Consider the following 16111-nt stretch of genomic DNA (forward strand, 5'->3'; position numbering starts at 1 on the left):
GGGTGTCCTTCCTGGGGGGATTTCGTGGGGTGGGTCAGGAGAGGTAGGCGGCCTGCAGCAGGTCGGGCAGGTCCGGGTCGGTGCCGCGCACCCGGTGCGCGACGTGCCCGTGCCGCAGCACCACGACGTCGGCCTCCAGCTTCTGCGCGACCTCGACCCGCTGCTCGACCAGCAGGACGGCGAACCCGGCGTCCCGCAGGCCGGCGAGGATCTCGATGGTCCGGCCGACCAGCTTGGGCGACAGGCCGTTCGTGGGCTCGTCCAGCATGATCACGCGGGGCGCGCCGGCCACCGCGCGGGCGATGGCGAGCATCTGCTGCTGGCCGCCGGACAGGCCGCCCGCGAGGCGCCGCTCCATCGGGCGCAGCTCGGGCAGCAGGTCGAGCGGGTCCAGCTCGGGCCTGCGGGCGGCGCGGGCGGCGGCGACCCGGAGGTTCTCGGCGACGGACAGGCTCTTGAACACGTGCCGGCCCTCCAGCACGTGGCCGAGCCCGGCCCTGGCCCGCCTGCTCGCCGGGAGGTTGTCGAGGCGCAGGTCGTCCAGCCAGACCCCGCCGGCGGCGGACTCCAGCCCGCCGATGCCGCGCAGCGTGGAGGTCTTCCCCGCGCCGTTGGCGCCCAGCAGGGCCAGGCAGGTGCCGGGCTCGACGGTGAGTGACAGGTCCTCGACGGCGGTGACGCCGCCGTACCGGACGCTGAGCGCGTCCACCTTGAGCCGGCCGCCGTTCACGCGACCCCCATGTACGCCGCGCGGACGCTGTCCACGTCGTGCAGGTCCCCGGGGTCGCCCTCCCACAGCACCTTGCCGAGGTCGAGGACGACGACCCGGTCGACCAGGCGGCTGATCATGTCCAGATGGTGTTCGACGATCACGACGGCCACTCCCGCTGCGGCGACGTCACTGACGACGCGCTCGAATCCTTCGATCTCCGTGGCCGACAGCCCGGCCGCGGGCTCGTCCAGGAGGAGGACCTCCGGACAGGTGCCGAGTGCCATGGCGGCCTCCAGGAAGCGGAGCCGGCCGTGGCTCATCTCCCTGCTCTCCCGCATGCCGGCGGCCGGGTCGTGCGGGTCGAGGCCGCCGAGCTCCAGCAGGGTGAGCGCGCCGCGCCGGCAGGCGTCCCGCATGGCCTGGTCACGTTCCCCGTGGACGGCCGGGAGCGCGAGGTGCTCCTCGATGCTCATGCCGGGGAACGTCTTCGGGGTCTGGAACGTACGGGACACGCCGCGCCTGGCGACGGCGGCGGCACCGAGGCCGCCGAGGTCGGTCCCGTGCAGGGTGATGCGGCCGGCGGTCGGCGGGTAGTGGCCGGACACGACGTTGAGCAGCGTCGTCTTGCCCGACCCGTTCGGCCCGATGAGGCCGACGATCTCGCCGCGCCGCAGCTCCATCGACACCCCGCCGAGCGCGTCCACGCCGCCGAAGCTGCGCCGCAGGTCGGTGACCCGCAGGATCGGCTCGCCCGGCGCGCGTTCGGGCACCTCCACCTCCGGGGTGGCGGCCAGGTCGCGCAGCGCCTGGGGGGCCGGCGCCGCGGTACGGCTGAACAGGCCGCGCGGACGCAGCCGCATGAGCACGATGAGCAGCGCGCCGTACAGCAGGTTGTTGAGGTGCGGGTACTCGTCGAGGCGCAGCGGGATCAGCACGAGCAGCACCGCGCCGACGACCGGGCCGAGCCGGGAGCCGCTGCCGCCGAGCACCACCATGACCAGGAACAGGATGGACAGGTTGGAGGAGAAGGCGTCCGGCGAGATGTAGGCGGACAGGTAGGAGAACAGTCCTCCGCTGAGCGCGCCGAGCGCGGAGCCGGCGGCGAAGGCGACGACCTTGGTGAGGTAGCCGGAGACGCCGAGCGCGGACGCGCCGATCGGCTCGTCGCGGACCGCGACGGTGGCCCGGCCGAGACGGGACGTCCGGTAGCGGGCGTGCAGCCAGTAGCTGACGCTCGCCACGACGACGATCACGATCGCCACGACCCACGGGGTCGAGACCGGCTCGCCGCCGAACCAGAGCCGGGCGTCGATGCCGGACAGGCCGTTGTTGCCGCCGGTCACCGACTGGAACTGGATGAGCATGTCGTTGACGACGAGCATCAGGCCGAGCGACATCATGGCCAGGCCGATCGCGCCGAGGCGGCCGGCCGGGAACCCGGCCAGCGCCCCGGCGGCGAGCCCGGCGAGCGCGGCGACCGGCAGCGCCGCCCAGATCGGCCAGCCGTGCGAGACCACCAGGACGGCGGTGACGTAGGCGCCGATGGCGAACGACGCGCCCTGCCCGAGCGACAGCGCGCCGGCGTAGCCGGTGGTGATGTTGAGTCCCAGCGTGGCGACCGCGTACAGGCACACCAGTTGCAGGACGTAGCCGTTGTAGGAGAGCGGGCCCCAAAGGGCGAGCAGCGCCGTCGCGACGACCAGCATCGCCGCGCCGTGCGCGACGGGCCTGGCGAGCACCCGGCGGACGGGCGCGGGGGTGGCGTCACGGCCGCGGGCCGCGGCGGCGCGCAGGGACCGGGACAGGTCGGAGAGCAGGTACGACATCACACCGCCCGCACCGGCGCCGCGCCGAACAGGCCGTGCGGGCGCACCACGTAGACCAGGGCCAGCAGCAGGAACACCGTCAGGTTCACCGTGAGGCTGCCGACGTGGACCCCGGCGAACTGGCTGACCACGCCGATGACCAGGCCGCCGACGACGGCGCCGCCGATGCTGCCCATGCCGCCGATGGCGGTGGCGACGAACCCGTAGAAGGTGTACGACATCCCGAGCGACGGGGTGACGAGCTGGGTGGAGGCCACCAGCACCCCGGTCACCGCGGCGACCAGCGCGGACAGCACCGTGGCGATCTGCGAGGCGCGGGCGCGGGAGATGCCGATCGCCTCCGCGCCGTCGAGGTCGTCGGCGATCGCGCGCAGCTCCAGCCCGACGCGGGTGCGCCGGTAGAACAGGAGGAGCAGCCCGGCGACGCCGAACAGCGCTGCGACCGCGGTCAGCTCGGCGGGCGAGACCGCCAGTCCGGCCAGGTCGAAGCGGTGCTTGCTGACGCCGTACGTGAAGTTGCGGGACTCCCCGCTGTAGGGGACGGCCAGCAGCTCGGCCAGGACCACGCTGACCGCGAGGGTGGACAGCAGCCAGGAGGCGGACTGGCCCGACTGCACGAACGGCCGCACCGCGGTCCACTCGACGGTCAGCGCCACCACCACCATCACGGCGAGCGCGGCCACGTACGCGAGCCAGACCGGCAGGCCGGCGCCCACCGCCACCAGCACCGACATGGACATGAGCATCACCATCTGCCCGTGGGCGAAGTTGATGACGCCGGTCGTCGTGAACAGCGTGGCGAAGCCGACCGCGACCAACCCGTAGATCGCGCCGTCCGCCAGACCCGGCACGAGCACCGTCTGGAGAAACTCATGCATGGGGGGACCCGGTTCCGGAGCGGGATGTGTCGTCTCTCTTCACCATGGCGCGAAACGTATATATGATTTGGATGACAGTCAAGGAGGGGCGTCCCGGCGCCCGTGGGGAGGCGCCCGTGTCGAGCAAGAGCGGCGGAGCAGACCTGGAACGTGCCGACGGGGTGCTGCTCAGCACCGTCGTCGGCGGGACACTGGTCGTGACACTCAACCGCCCGGAGTCCGCCAACGCCCTCGACGACGAGCTCATGGACGCGCTGGCCGGCCTGTGGCGGGCCGCCGCCGGGGCGCCTGAGCTGCGCGCGGTGCTGCTCACCGGCGCGGGCAAGGCGTTCTGCGCCGGGGCCGACGTGTCCATGCTCTCGGTGCCGAGGGTGCAGGTGGGCGACACCGCGGCCGAGGAGCTCGACTTCCTGCCCGGACCGCGCCTCGGGATCCCCGTCATCGTCGCGGTGAACGGGGTGTGCGCGGGAGGCGGCCTGCACTTCGTGGCCGACGCCGACATCTGCATCGCCTCGACATCGGCCCGCTTCCTGGACCCGCACGTCAGCGTCGGCCAGGTGTCCGCGCTGGAGCCGCTGCAGCTCCGGCTGCGGATGCGGCCGGACCTGCTGACCCGCCTCGTCCTGCTCGGCCGGCACGAGTCGCTGTCCGCCGAACGGGCCGAGCGCGCCGGTCTCGTCTCCGAGGTCGTCGAGCCCGACGCGCTGGCCGGCCGCGGGATGGAGCTGGCCGAGCTGGTCGGTCGGAACTCGCCGGAGGCCGTACGGCTCAGCCGCCGGGTGCTGCGCGCGTTCGAGGAACGGCTCGTCGCCACCCACATGGACCTCGGCTGGGAGCTGATCCGGCGGCACCGGGACCATCCGGACGCCGTCGAGGGCCCCGCCGCCTTCCTGGACAAGCGCGAGCCGAAGTGGACGACGTCATGAGGGCCGCCGACTGGAGGCGCAGGCCGCGGGTGGTCGCCCCCGAGCTCACGGACGCCTGGCGGCGCCGGGGCTTCCGCACCGAGGAACGCATCGGCGACCTGCTGGACCACGGGGCGACGCGCTGGCCGGACCGGCCGGCGATCATCACCGCGAGCGGCGAGACGAGCTTCGCCGAGCTGGCCGCCACGTCCGCCGCGGTCGCGCGCACCCTGCTCGCCGGCGGGGTCCGGCCGGGTGACGCGGTCTGCTGGCTGCTGCCGACCGGCCCGCACGCCGTCGCCGTCGCGGCGGCGATCTGGCGGATCGGGGCGATCAGCAGCCCGATCGTGCCGCTGTACGGCCCGCGCGAGCTGCGCGCCGTACTGGACCAGATCCGGCCGGCGGCCGTCGTCACGTACGGCGACGACCGGCGGCGGGCCTACCCGGACGAGTTCGACGAGGCGCTGCGCGACCTCGGGCACGAACCCGCCGCGCGGCTGCTCACCACCGGCCGGTCGGCGGGCTGGCGGGCGGCGGACGGCGAGGGCCCCGGGGCGCTGCCGTCCGGGATCGAGCCCGCCGCCCCCGAGGACCCCTGCCTGGTGCTGTTCACCTCGGGCACCGAGTCCGAGCCCAAGGGCGTGGTGCACTCCGTGGCGGGGCTGCGGCACGAGCTGCGCACGACCGTCGTCGAGTGGGGCCTGACCTTCCGCGACCGCATGGTGATGGCCTCCCCCATCACGCACATCACCGGCCTCCTCCAGGGCTTCATGATCCCCTGCCGGGTCGGGGCGACCGCCGTGCTGATGGAACGGTGGGACCCGGCCGCGTGCGCCGAGCTGGCCGACCGGACCGGCGCCACGTACATGGCCGGCGCCACGCCGTTCCTGCGTGAGCTGCTCGGCGTGTACGCCGCCGAAGGGCGGGACCGGTCGCCGCTGCGCCAGTACTGCTGCGGCGGCGCGGCGGTGCCGCCCGACCTCATCCGGCAGGCCGGCGAGCTGGGCATCGCGGCGTACCGGGCGTGGGGCATGACTGAACTGCCCACCGCGACGCTGCCCAACGAGCTGGACCCGATGGAGTTCCGGGCGGAGACCGACGGCCGGCTCGCGCCGGGCGTGGAGCTGCGCGCCGTGGACTCCTCGGGCCGGGACGTCGCGCCGGGCGAGGTGGGCGAGCTGCTGCTGCGCGGCCCCGAGATGATGCTCGGGTACGTGCGGGAGGAGCTGAACGCGCACGCGTTCACCCCTGACGGGTGGTTCCGTACCGGGGACCTCGGCTCGCTGGCCGCCGACGGGCAGGTGCGGATCACCGGGCGGCTCAAGGACGTCATCAACCGGGGCGGCGAGAAGTTCTCGGCCAGGGAGATCGAGGAGGCCATCGTGCGGCATCCCGACGTGGCGGCCGTGGCGATCGTCCCGGTGCCCGGTGGGCGGCTCGGGGAGCGGATCGGGGCGGCCGTGGTCTCCGATCGGGTGGATCTGACTCTGGAGGAGGTCGGGCGCGCGGTGACCGGGCAGGGGCTGGCCCGGCACAAGCAGCCGGAGCTGCTGCGGGTGGTCCGTTCGCTGCCGACCAACCCGACCGGCAAGATCAACAAGGCCGCGGTGGTCAAGCTGTTCGACGCGGAGACCGGCTGATGGCCGGGCTCGATGGACGGGACGGGCTGACGGGCGGGGCGGGCTGATGGGCGGTGGCCTGCTGGACGGGCGTTGTGTCGTCGTGACGGGTGCCGGGCGGGGCCTGGGACGCGCGTACGCGCTCGCCTGCGCCGCCCACGGCGCCGCCGTCGTGGTCAACGACGTGGACGGGGCCGCCGCGCACGCCGTGGCCGAGGAGATCGCCGCCGCCGGCGGGCACGCGGTGGCCGAACCGGGTTCCGCCGGGTCGTGGGAGGTGGCGGCCCGGCTGGCCGGGACGGCGGAGCTGGAGTTCGGCCGGCTCGACGGCCTTGTCGCCAACGCCGGGATCACCCACCACGGCCCGCCGTGGGAGGAGGACGAGGCACGGCTGCGGCGCATCACCGAGGTGAACGTGCTCGGCGTGCAGTTCGCGGCGGTGCACGCCATGCGGGCGATGGTCCGGCGGGGCGGCGGCGGGTCGATCGTCACGGTCGTGTCCGGCGCCCGGTTCGGCCTCCCCGGCATGAGCGCCTACGGCGCCACGAAGGGGGCGGTGGCCGCGATGACCGCCGGCTGGGCGCGGGACTGCGCGTCCGCCGGCATCCGGGTCAACGCCGTGTCGCCGCTGGCCGAGACCGGCATGGCGGCGCTGGACACCCGGCCCGACCGGCCCGCGCTGGGCGCGCCCGGGGACGTGGCGCCGGTGGTGGTCGCGCTGCTCAGCGACGCCACGCGCGGCGTGACCGGCCGGATCGTCCGGTTCGACGGCGCGGAGCTCGGCGTGTACGCGCCGGAGGTCCTTGCTCCGGTCACCGGCTGGGCGGCAGGGGATCCGGCCGCGTCGATCGCGGCGGCCCTGGCCCGGCTCGGCGGTGCCGCCGCAGCCGGGCCGGACTGATCAGGCGCCTTCCTGTTCCTGGCGCGGCGGTCAGCTCGCCGGCCGGTCCCACTCGCGCAGCACGTCCGCCGCGTCGGCCGCCGTCCGCGGCACCGGGGCCACCGGGGCGGCCGGGGTGCGGGAGAACCTGGGCGCCGGGGCCGCCTGGACCACGCCGTCCGCCTCGGCGTACGTGCCACGCGCCGCCAGATGCGGATGGCCCGGGGCCTCGGCGTAGCTGAGCACCGGAGTGACGCAGGCGTCGGTGCCGGCGAAGTGCGCGGCCCACTCGTCGCGGGTCCTGGAGGCGAACGCGGCGGCGAACCGCTTACGCATCGCCGGCCAGTTGGCCGGGTCGTTCTGCTCGCCCAGCTCGTCCGGGTCGAGGTCCAGCCCGGCCAGCAGCGCCGCGTAGAAGTGCGGCTCCAGCGCGCCCACCGCGACGTACTCCCCGTCGGCGCAGGTGTAGGTGTCGTAGAAGGGCGCGGCACCGTCGAGCAGGTTGCCCTCCCGTTCGTCGCGCCAGGCCCCCATGCCGCGCAGGGCGAGGGTCATCTGGCTGAGCAGCGCGGTGCCGTCGACCATGGCGGCGTCGATCACCTGGCCGCGGCCGGAGCGGGAGCGTTCGAACAGCGCGGCCAGCACGCCGACGAGCAGCAGCATGGAGCCGCCGCCGAAGTCGCCGACCAGGTTGAGCGGCGGCGCCGGGGCCTGGTCGGCACGGCCCATGGCGTGCAGCGCGCCGGTCAGGCCGATGTAGTTGATGTCGTGGCCGACCTGGCCGGCCCACGGCCCGTCCTGGCCCCATCCGGTCATCCGGGCGTAGACCAGGCCAGGGTTTCGGGCCAGGCAGACGTCGGGGCCCACGCCGAGCCGTTCCACGACGCCGGGGCGCAGGCCTTCGATCAGCACGTCCGCGCGTTCGGCGAGGCCGAGGACGACGGCCCGCCCCTCGGCGGACTTCAGGTCGGCGTGGACCGGCCGCCGGCCGCGCAGCACGGCGTCGGTCGCGCCCGGGGCGCCGAACCGGAGCCCGCGGCCCGCCGGCCGTTCGATCCTGACCACGTCGGCGCCGAGGTCGGCGAGCACCATCGCCGCGTGCGGGGCCGGGCCGAGCCCGGCCAGCTCCACCACGCGCAGTCCCGCCAGGGGGCCGTCCTTCATCGGGGGGTTCCGCCTTTCTCCTTGCGCTTGCCGTTCACGAACTACTTGCGCTTGCCGTTCACGAACCACTTGCGCTTGCCGTTCACTTCACGAACGCGTCGAGCCGGGCTCCGGCGGCGGCGGACGCGGCGGTCTCGGCGATCGTCGCGGCCTCGATGCTGAGCTGGTCGGCCAGCGACCGGGCCGGCGCGTCCCGGAGCAGGCGCCGAGTCCGGCCGAGCGCGGGGAACGGCCCTGCCGCGATCCGCGCCGCCGCCTGCCTGGCCGCCTCGGCCAGCTCCTCGTCGGGGTGGACGTCGGTGACCAGCCCCCAGTCGGCGGCCTCCGCCGCCGTCAGCCGGCGGTCGGTCAAGGTCAGGGTGAGCGCGCGGCGCAGCCCCACCACCTGCGGCAGCAGCCAGGACGTGCCGCAGTCCGGGGTCAGCCCCGCCTGCGCGTACGCGGTCAGGAACGTCGCCGACTCGCCGGCCAGCACCACGTCGGCCACCAGGGTGAGCGCCAGTCCGGCGCCCGCCGCCGCGCCCTGGACGGCGGCCACCACGGGCACCTCCAGCCCGGCGAGGGCCAGCACCGCGCGGTGCGCCGTCCTGGCCAGCTCCAGCACGTGGCCGGCGCGGTCGGCGGCCCCGTGCATGGCGGTGACGTCGCCGCCGGCGCAGAAGTTGCGACCCCGGCCGAGCAGCAGCACGCAGCGCACCCCGGGGTCGGCCGCCGCGGCCTCGGCGGCGTCGCCGAGCGCCCGCGCCGTGGGCAGGTCGAGCGCGTTCGAGGACTCCGGCCGGTCGAGCTCGATGGTCGCCACCCCGTCGGCGACCTCGTAGCGCAGCGAGCCGCCGGTGACCGCCCGCTCGTCGGCCGGCGCGGTGGCCAGGCCGGCGAGGACCAGGTCGGCGAGGTGCCGGTAGGACTGCGCGGCGTCGAACCCGGTGGCCGACTGGACGGCGCCGCGCTGGATGGAGTTCATGACCTCGGCCACCGCGGTCCCCACGAACGGGGCGTGGACCGAACGCAGCACCCCGGCCCTGACCCCCTCCGTGACCAGGCTCCGCACCCGTTCCGCCGCGTAACGGGTGTTCTCCTGGTAGACCTCGTTGGCCGGGCCGAAGGCGGCCACGTCCGCGAGGAACGCGGCCGAGACGGGCTGCAGCTCGGCGGCGACGGCCTCCAGGTAGACGGCGAGCTGCCGGGCCGGGTCACCGGAGGCGGCGACCCTGGCCTCGATGCGCTCGGTCACCGTCTTGAAGAACGAGCGGACGACCGCCACCACGATCTGCTCCTTGCTGGGCGCCACCGCGTACAGCGTGGTGCGGGAGCAGCGCAGCCGTTCGGCGAGATCGCCGATGTTGAACGACGCGAACCCCTCGGCCAGGAACAGCTCGCGGAGCTGCGCCAATGTCTCCTCGGGCCGGGTGCGGCTCCTGTCGGGCGATGGCATGGCACCGACTCTACGGCACCCTCTGGCGGACAGTACAGTTTCTGATACTTTGGTACTCGATTCCGTACTTCGCGCCGAAGGAAGCTTGGATGCCCGCGTCGCACGTCATGCCCAGCGAAGAGAGCGCCGACCTGATCGAGGTCGTCCGGGACCTCGCCGACGGGGAGCTGGCCCCCCGCGTGGCGAAGGCCGAGGCGGACGAGGAGTTCCCGCGCGAGGTGTTCCGCACGCTCGGCGCGATGGGCGTGCTCGGCCTGCCGTACCCCGAGGAGCACGGCGGCGGCGGCCAGCCCTACGACGTGTACCTGCGGGTGCTGGAGGAGATCGCCCGGGTCTGGTCCGGCGTCGCCGTCGGCACCAGCGTGCACGTACTGTCCTGCTTCGGGCTGGCCGGCTTCGGCACCGACGAGCAGCGGCGGGCCTGGCTGCCCGGCATGCTCGGCGGCGACCTGCTCGGCGCGTACTGCCTGAGCGAGCCGCACGCCGGCTCCGACCCCGCCGCCATGACCACCCGCGCCGTCCGCGACGGCGACGACTACGTGCTCACCGGCGCGAAGGCGTGGACCACGCACGGCGGGCACGCCGACTTCTACACGGTGATGGCGCGGACCTCCGACGACCGCAGGGGCATCTCCTGCTTCCTCGTCCCGGCCGGCACCGAGGGGCTGAGCGCCGACCCGCCCGAGCGCAAGATGGGGCTGACCGCCTCGCCGACCGCGACGATGCGGTTCGACGGCGTACGGGTGCCGGTCGAGCGCAGGATCGGCGCGGAGGGCGACGGTCTCCGCATCGCGCTGGCCGCGCTCGACTCCGGCAGGCTGGGCATCGCCGCCGTCGCGACCGGCCTGGCCCAGGGCGCGCTCGACCATGCGGTGGCGTACGCGAAGGAGCGCTCGACGTTCGGCCGGCCGATCATCGAGCACCAGGGCCTGGCGTTCCTGCTGGCCGACATGGAGGCGGCCGTGCAGAGCGCCCGCGCGATGACGCTGCACGCCGCCCGGCTGAAGGACCTCGGCCTGCCGTTCGGGCGGGAGGCGTCCATCGCCAAGATGGTCGCCACCGACAACGCCATGAAGGTCACCACCGACGCCGTACAGGTGCTCGGCGGCTACGGCTACACCCGCGACTTCCCGGTCGAGCGCTACATGCGCGAGGCGAAGGTCATGCAGATCTTCGAGGGCCCCAACCAGATCCAGCGCATGGTCATCGGCCGCTCGCTCGCCGGGAACACCTCGTCCGCGATTACCGCGCTCGGCAGGGAGAAGCACTGATGCAGGTCGCCCACACCGCCGTCATCGTCACCGGCGGGGCCTCCGGCATCGGCGCCGCGACCGCCGAGCTGCTGGCCAAGGAGGACGCGGAGGTCTTCGTCCTCGACCTCAAGCAGAGCATCGACGCCGCGGACCGGGTGCGGGGGGTGGAGTACCTCCCCACCGACGTCACCAGCCCCGAGGAGGTACGGGCCGCCGTCGCCACGGCCGCCGCCGGCCTGCCGCTGCGCGCGGTCGTCAACTGCGCGGGCATCGGCCCGTCGGCGCGGATCCTGGACGGGAACGGCGTGCACGACCTCGACCTGTACGCGCGGGTCGTGCAGGTCAACCTCGTCGGTACGTTCAACGTGCTCGCCCTGGCCGCCGAGGCGATCGCCCGCACCGAGCCGGACGAGCACGGCCAGCGCGGCGTGATCGTCAACACCGCCTCGGTCGCCGCCTACGAGGGGCAGATCGGGCAGGCCGCGTACTCCTCGGCGGCGGGAGGCATCGTCGGGCTGACCCTGCCGGCGGCGCGCGACCTCGCCCGGTACGGCATCCGGGTCAACGCCATCGCCCCTGGCGTCGTCGAGCCATCAGCAGGGCTGCGTGAGGGGCCGGTGGCCGGCGTCCCGTTCCCGCGCCGGCCGGCCCGCCCGGACGAGTACGCCCACCTGGCACTGACGATCATTCACCACGACTACCTCAACGGCGAGGTCATCCGGATGGACGGCGCGCTCCGGGCGGCGCACGCTCACGCGTGTGAGCCCGAGTGAAATCGGTGGCAGAATGTGACCATGCGGCCACCAAGAGCGAGATACTTCAACACCACCGGCCCCTGCGACCCCCTTCGCCACTACATGCTGCCGCCCACGCAGCGGCTCCCCCAGGCGCGCGTGCTCATCGAGATGGATCGCTACTTCGTGCTGCACGCGCCCCGGCAGACCGGCAAGACGACCACCCTGGACACCCTGGCCTCCGAGCTGAACGCCCAGGGCGACATCGCCGCACTGATGCTCTCCTGCGAGAGCGCCAAGGCGGCCGGCGACGACTACGCCGCCGCGGAGTCGCTTCTGCTGGACTCCCTCCGCGAGGCCGCCGAAGAGTCGGGATGGCCAGAGAAACTGCTGCCGCCGAACCCCTGGCCGCAGTCCTCCCCGGGCAGCCGGCTCCGTGCGGCGCTGCGTGAGTGGTGCCGCCGCAGCCCGCGCCGGGTGGTGCTGTTCCTCGACGAGATCGACGCCCTGCAGGGCAACAGCATGGTCAGCATCCTCAGCCAGCTCCGCGACGGCCACAACGCGCGGCCGAAAGGACGTCCGTTCCCCTCGTCGGTGGTGCTGTGCGGGCTACGCGACGTGCGCGACTACAAGGTCGCCTCGGGCGGCGTCTCTGACAGGTCGAACCCGGCCAGCCCGTTCAACATCGTCGCCGAGTCGCTGCGCCTGGGCGACTTCACCGCCGACGACATCGCCGAGCTCTACGGCAAGCACACCCAGGCCACCGGGCAGGAGTTCACCAAGGACGCGGTGGACCGGGTCCACGAACTCACCCAAGGACAGCCATGGCTGGTCAACGCCCTCGCCCATGAGATCACCTTCCAGATGAAAGTGACCGGCGCCGTCACCTGTGAGCGGGTGGAGGAGGCCAAGGAGCGGCTCATCCGGGCGCGCGCCACCCACCTGGACTCCCTGGTGGCCCGGCTGCACGAACCACGGGTCAAGCGGGTGCTCGAACCCGTGGTCGCCGCCACCCTCCCCCAGGCCGACCCCACCTTCTCCGGCGACCTGTCCTACGTCCGCGACCTGGGCCTGATCAAGCTCAAACCCCCGCTGGAAGTGGCCAACCCGATCTACCGCGAGGTCATCCTGCGCGTGCTCGGAGACCCGTTCGAACAGTACGTCATGGCCGAGCCGCGCAGCTTCGTGCTCCCCGACGGCCGGTTCGACCTGCCACGCCTGCTGCAGGAGTTCGTCATCTTCTGGCGCGAACACGGCGAAGTCCTCATCCAGCAGGAGGGCTACCACGAAGCCGCCTGCCACATCATCCTCATGGCCTTCCTGCACCGCCTCGTCAACGGCGGCGGCCACCTCGACCGCGAGTACGCCGCCGGCACCAAACGCCTCGACGTCCTCATCCGCTGGCCCTACACCAGCCCCGACGGCGAACGCCTGATCCAGCGCGAGGTCATGGAGCTCAAGGTCTGGCGGCCAGGCGAGACCGACCCCACCCACGACGGCCTCGCCCAGCTCGACCGCTACCTCGACCGCCTCACCCTCACCACCGGCTCCCTGGTCATCTTCAACCGCCGCCCCGAAGCCCCACCCTGGCACGAACGCGGCGTCTTCGAGCACACCACCACACCCGCCGGCCGCCAGGTCACCATTCTGCGCGTGTGACGGTCCCGGCCCTCACCTGGGGCGCCTCGTGTCCTCATGATTCGGGCGGGGCGGGCGAAGCACGCAGGGCGTCGAGGAGGCGCGACAGCGCCGCCTGGGTGTCGGCCAGGTCGGCCGGGGCTGACTGCGCCAGCCACAGCGCGGCCTCGTTCATCGCCCCCGACAGCAGCCGGGCCAGCGGCGCTACCGGCTGGGCGGGCAGGGTGCCGTCCGCGACGAGGACGGTCAGGGCATCGGTCAGGTGCCGGACGCTGGTGGCCTCGTCGATCGCGCGCCAGTCGTTCCAGCCGAGCACCGCGGGGCCGTCGATCAGCATGATCCGCTGCACCTCCGCGTCGGCGCCCGCCGCGACGAACGCCGCGCACCCCGCCTTGAGCTGCGTCCACGGGTCGTCCTCCGCCTCGGCGGCCTCGGCCACCCGGTCGGCCACCTCGCGTTGCACCTCTTCCAGTACGGCACGGAAGAGGTCGGTCTTGCCGGAGAAGTGGTGGTAGAGGGCGCCTTTGGTGACGCCGGACTCCCGCACGAGCTCCGCCAGCCCCACCCCCGCGTAGCCCCGGGCCGCGAACAGGCGCCTCGCCGTGGCGAGCAGCACGCGGCGGGTGCGCTCCTTCTGTTCGGTCCTGGTCATTCCGCCCCTCTTTGACATACCGACGGTATCTCAACTAGCGTACGCCGACATACCGACGGTATGTGAAGCTGACAAGGAGGAGCGCATGGAGCTGAGCAGCGTGTATCCGGTGGTGTGCACCGCGGACCTGGCCGCGTCGAAGGACTTCTACGTCCGGTTGTTCGGTTATGAGGTGACCTTCGAGGCCGACTGGTACGTGAGCCTGCGCCGCGGGCCGTACGAGCTCGCCCTGCTCGACCACGAGCACCCGACGCTGCCCGCGGCCTACCGCCGGCCGGTCGCTGGGCTGCTGCTCAACTTCGAGGTGGCTGACGTCGACGCCGAATGGGAGCGGCTGGTAGTCCGCGAAGGGCTCGCGCCGGAGCTGACGCTGCGCGACGAGGACTTCGGCCAGCGCCACTTCATCGTCGCCGATCCGAACGGCGTGCTCGTGGACGTGATCACGCCGATCGCACCGACGGAGGAGTACGCGACCCAGTACGCCCCCTCCTGATGAGGCGGCGCGACCGAGGACCTTCGTCCCTTTTCCCGCCCCTCCATCAGGGGTGATGGTGGAGGGAAAGGACAAGGAGGTCCTGATGAAGGCGCTGATCTATCACGGGCCAGGCCGGCGCGCCTGGGAGGAGACTCCGGATCCGCGGCTCGTCGAGCCGACGGACGCGATCGTGCGCGTGGACACCGTCACGATCTGCGGCACCGACCTGCACATTCTCAAGGGCGACGTCCCCGCCGTCGAGCCCGGCCGGATCCTCGGCCACGAGGCGGTCGGCACCGTCATGGCGACCGGCGACGCGGTCACCACCGTCAAGCAGGGCGACCGGGTGCTGGTCTCCTGCATCAACGCGTGCGGCCGCTGCCGCTACTGCCGGACCGGGATGTACGGGCAGTGCCTGGGCGGCGGCGGCTGGATCCTCGGCCACCGCATCGACGGCACCCAGGCCGAGTACGTCCGCGTCCCGTTCGCCGACACCTCCACCCACGCGCTGCCCGAGGCAGTGAGCAGCGAGGCGGCGCTCATGCTCGCCGACATCCTGCCCACCTCGTACGAGGTCGGCGTGCTCAACGGCCGGGTGCGACCGGGCGACACCGTCGTCGTGGTCGGCGCCGGGCCCATCGGCCTGGCGGCCATCACGACCGCGCGACTGTTCACGCCGAGCCACATCGTCGCCGTCGACCTGGCCGCCTCACGGCTGGAAGCCGCGAAACGGCTGGGCGCGGACATCGTGGTCGGCGCCGCCGACGACCCGATCGCCGCGGTGGCCGAGCTCACCCACGGGCTCGGCGCGGACGTCGCCATCGAGGCGGTCGGCGTTCCCGACACCTTCGAACTGTGCACCCGCCTGGTCCGGCCCGGCGGGCACGTCGCCAACGTCGGCGTGCACGGCGCTCCGGTGACCCTGCACCTCCAAGACCTGTGGATCCGCAACCTGACCATCACCACCGGTCTCGTTGACACGTATTCCACTCCGGCCCTGCTCGACATGGTCGCTGCGGGCCGGCTCGACCCGACCACGTTCATCACGCACCGGTTCGGGCTGAACGACATGGAGGCGGCCTACCAGACGTTCTCCGACGCCGCGGACACCGGGGCGCTGAAGGTCGTCCTGTCCAGGGAGGCGGAAGGCTGAGGGTCGCGTCCCGTCGGCGGCCACGGCAGGTGGACAGCCGCCGGAGGCCGCCGGTCGGGGCCCGACCATGAATATCAGTGCGAGCTACGCGGAACCGCGGAATGGCGGCGGCCACCGCCCGCATCGCCGGCCGCCCTCAGGACATGGCCCCCTGCGGCATGACGGCGAGCATGATCGCGAGTACGGCGAGGAGGGACCCCATGACCAGGCGTTGCGCCCGGAGCCAGGTGGGGCGGACGGCCAGGAAACCGGCGATGCCGCCGGCGGCCAGCACGATCGCGAGGTTGACCAGGAGGGCGACGGCGATCTGCACACAGCCGAGCACGGTGCCCTGGAGCAGGACGTTCCCCTGGTCGAGCACGATGAACTGCGGGATGACGGCGACGTAGAGCAGCGCGATCTTCGGGTTGAGCAGGTTGGTCATCAGGCCCATGAGGAACAGCCGGCGCGGCGGCTCCGGCGGCACGTCCTTCGATGCGAAGACGGACATCCCGCCGGGCTTGAGCGTCTGCCAGGCCAGCCACAGCAGGTAGAGCGCGCCCGCGACCCGGATCACGGTGAGGAGTCCGGGGAGGGCGGCGAACAGCACGGCCAGGCCGAGGTTCGCCCCCACGAGGTAGACGAGGAACCCGGCGGCGACCCCGGCCAGGGAGATGATGCCGGCCCGGCGACCCTGGCTGGTGCTCCTGGAGATCAGGTACATCATGTTGGGCCCCGGTGACAGCACCATCCCGAGACCTACGGAAGCCACCCCGAGCACCGCGGTTTGTTCGACCATGGAACGAAG

At 73.2% G+C, this 16111-nt stretch carries 15 protein-coding genes; 8 read left to right on the forward strand and 7 right to left on the reverse strand.

The annotated features are described in order from the left end of the window. Positions 1-34: 34 nt before the first annotated feature. The 3 genes from BMW85_RS03910 to BMW85_RS03920 are packed head-to-tail and all read right to left on the reverse strand — an operon-like array spanning position 35 to position 3416. Positions 35-730 carry an ABC transporter ATP-binding protein gene (locus BMW85_RS03910; RefSeq protein WP_091076834.1) on the reverse strand — a complete coding sequence of 232 codons (696 nt, stop codon included), beginning with the start codon at positions 728-730 and terminating at the stop codon, positions 35-37. After that, positions 727-2538 carry a branched-chain amino acid ABC transporter ATP-binding protein/permease gene (locus BMW85_RS03915; RefSeq protein ID WP_091076836.1) on the reverse strand — a complete coding sequence of 604 codons (1812 nt, stop codon included), beginning with the start codon at positions 2536-2538 and terminating at the stop codon, positions 727-729. The genes BMW85_RS03910 and BMW85_RS03915 overlap by 4 nt, the downstream gene beginning before the upstream one ends. Then, entirely contained in the window at positions 2538-3416 is an 879-nt protein-coding gene (locus BMW85_RS03920; RefSeq protein WP_091076838.1) for a branched-chain amino acid ABC transporter permease, read from the reverse strand. Before BMW85_RS03920 ends, BMW85_RS03915 begins: the two co-directional genes overlap by 1 nt. Before the next feature lie 116 nt (positions 3417-3532). On the opposite strand from BMW85_RS03920, the gene BMW85_RS03925 reads away from it, so the two are divergent. Genes BMW85_RS03925 through BMW85_RS03935 form a run of 3 tightly spaced genes read left to right on the forward strand, consistent with a single transcriptional unit; the run spans position 3533 to position 6841 of the window. Next, entirely contained in the window at positions 3533-4342 is an 810-nt protein-coding gene (locus BMW85_RS03925; RefSeq protein WP_091076841.1) for an enoyl-CoA hydratase/isomerase family protein, read from the forward strand. Then, the gene (locus BMW85_RS03930; protein WP_091076843.1) at positions 4327-5961 is read left to right on the forward strand and encodes a class I adenylate-forming enzyme family protein; all 1635 of its coding nucleotides are present in this window, start codon (positions 4327-4329) and stop codon (positions 5959-5961) included. The genes BMW85_RS03925 and BMW85_RS03930 overlap by 16 nt, the downstream gene beginning before the upstream one ends. Before the next feature lie 46 nt (positions 5962-6007). Continuing rightward, on the forward strand, positions 6008-6841 hold the full coding sequence (locus tag BMW85_RS03935) for an SDR family NAD(P)-dependent oxidoreductase (protein ID WP_091076846.1): 834 nt from the start codon (positions 6008-6010) through the stop codon (positions 6839-6841). Positions 6842-6871: 30 nt separating this feature from the next. Here BMW85_RS03935 and BMW85_RS03940 read toward each other — a convergent pair whose 3' ends face one another. Next, the gene (locus tag BMW85_RS03940) at positions 6872-7984 is read right to left on the reverse strand and encodes a CaiB/BaiF CoA transferase family protein (protein WP_091076849.1); all 1113 of its coding nucleotides are present in this window, start codon (positions 7982-7984) and stop codon (positions 6872-6874) included. Positions 7985-8066: 82 nt separating this feature from the next. Beyond that, positions 8067-9419 (reverse strand): enoyl-CoA hydratase-related protein, encoded by a 1353-nt coding sequence (locus BMW85_RS03945; protein WP_091076851.1) that lies wholly within the window; start codon positions 9417-9419, stop codon positions 8067-8069. 89 nt (positions 9420-9508) lie between these two features. On the opposite strand from BMW85_RS03945, the gene BMW85_RS03950 reads away from it, so the two are divergent. From BMW85_RS03950 to BMW85_RS03960, 3 genes are read left to right on the forward strand one after another with little or no spacing between them, the layout of a single operon-like run. Next, positions 9509-10690 (forward strand): acyl-CoA dehydrogenase family protein, encoded by a 1182-nt coding sequence (locus tag BMW85_RS03950; protein ID WP_091076853.1) that lies wholly within the window; start codon positions 9509-9511, stop codon positions 10688-10690. Next, positions 10690-11445 (forward strand): SDR family NAD(P)-dependent oxidoreductase, encoded by a 756-nt coding sequence (locus BMW85_RS03955; RefSeq protein ID WP_091076856.1) that lies wholly within the window; start codon positions 10690-10692, stop codon positions 11443-11445. The genes BMW85_RS03950 and BMW85_RS03955 overlap by 1 nt, the downstream gene beginning before the upstream one ends. Positions 11446-11466: 21 nt before the next feature. After that, positions 11467-13065, forward strand: a complete 1599-nt coding sequence (locus tag BMW85_RS03960) for an ATP-binding protein (protein ID WP_218155642.1) — start codon at positions 11467-11469, stop codon at positions 13063-13065. A 34-nt stretch (positions 13066-13099) separates the two neighbouring features. Here the strand turns inward: BMW85_RS03960 and BMW85_RS03965 are convergent, their stop codons facing one another. Beyond that, positions 13100-13696 (reverse strand): TetR/AcrR family transcriptional regulator, encoded by a 597-nt coding sequence (locus BMW85_RS03965; RefSeq protein ID WP_218155643.1) that lies wholly within the window; start codon positions 13694-13696, stop codon positions 13100-13102. A gap of 85 nt (positions 13697-13781) precedes the next feature. Between BMW85_RS03965 and BMW85_RS03970 the strand changes: the two genes are divergently transcribed. Next, the gene (locus tag BMW85_RS03970; protein WP_091076863.1) at positions 13782-14189 is read left to right on the forward strand and encodes a VOC family protein; all 408 of its coding nucleotides are present in this window, start codon (positions 13782-13784) and stop codon (positions 14187-14189) included. An 85-nt stretch (positions 14190-14274) separates the two neighbouring features. Next, the gene (locus tag BMW85_RS03975) at positions 14275-15324 is read left to right on the forward strand and encodes a zinc-dependent alcohol dehydrogenase family protein (protein WP_091077217.1); all 1050 of its coding nucleotides are present in this window, start codon (positions 14275-14277) and stop codon (positions 15322-15324) included. 136 nt (positions 15325-15460) lie between these two features. Here the strand turns inward: BMW85_RS03975 and BMW85_RS03980 are convergent, their stop codons facing one another. Further along, on the reverse strand, positions 15461-16102 hold the full coding sequence (locus BMW85_RS03980; protein WP_091076866.1) for a LysE family translocator: 642 nt from the start codon (positions 16100-16102) through the stop codon (positions 15461-15463). Positions 16103-16111 lie beyond the last annotated feature (9 nt).

It is taken from the genome of Nonomuraea wenchangensis (genome assembly GCF_900111685.1).
Lineage (GTDB): Bacteria > Actinomycetota > Actinomycetes > Streptosporangiales > Streptosporangiaceae > Nonomuraea > Nonomuraea wenchangensis.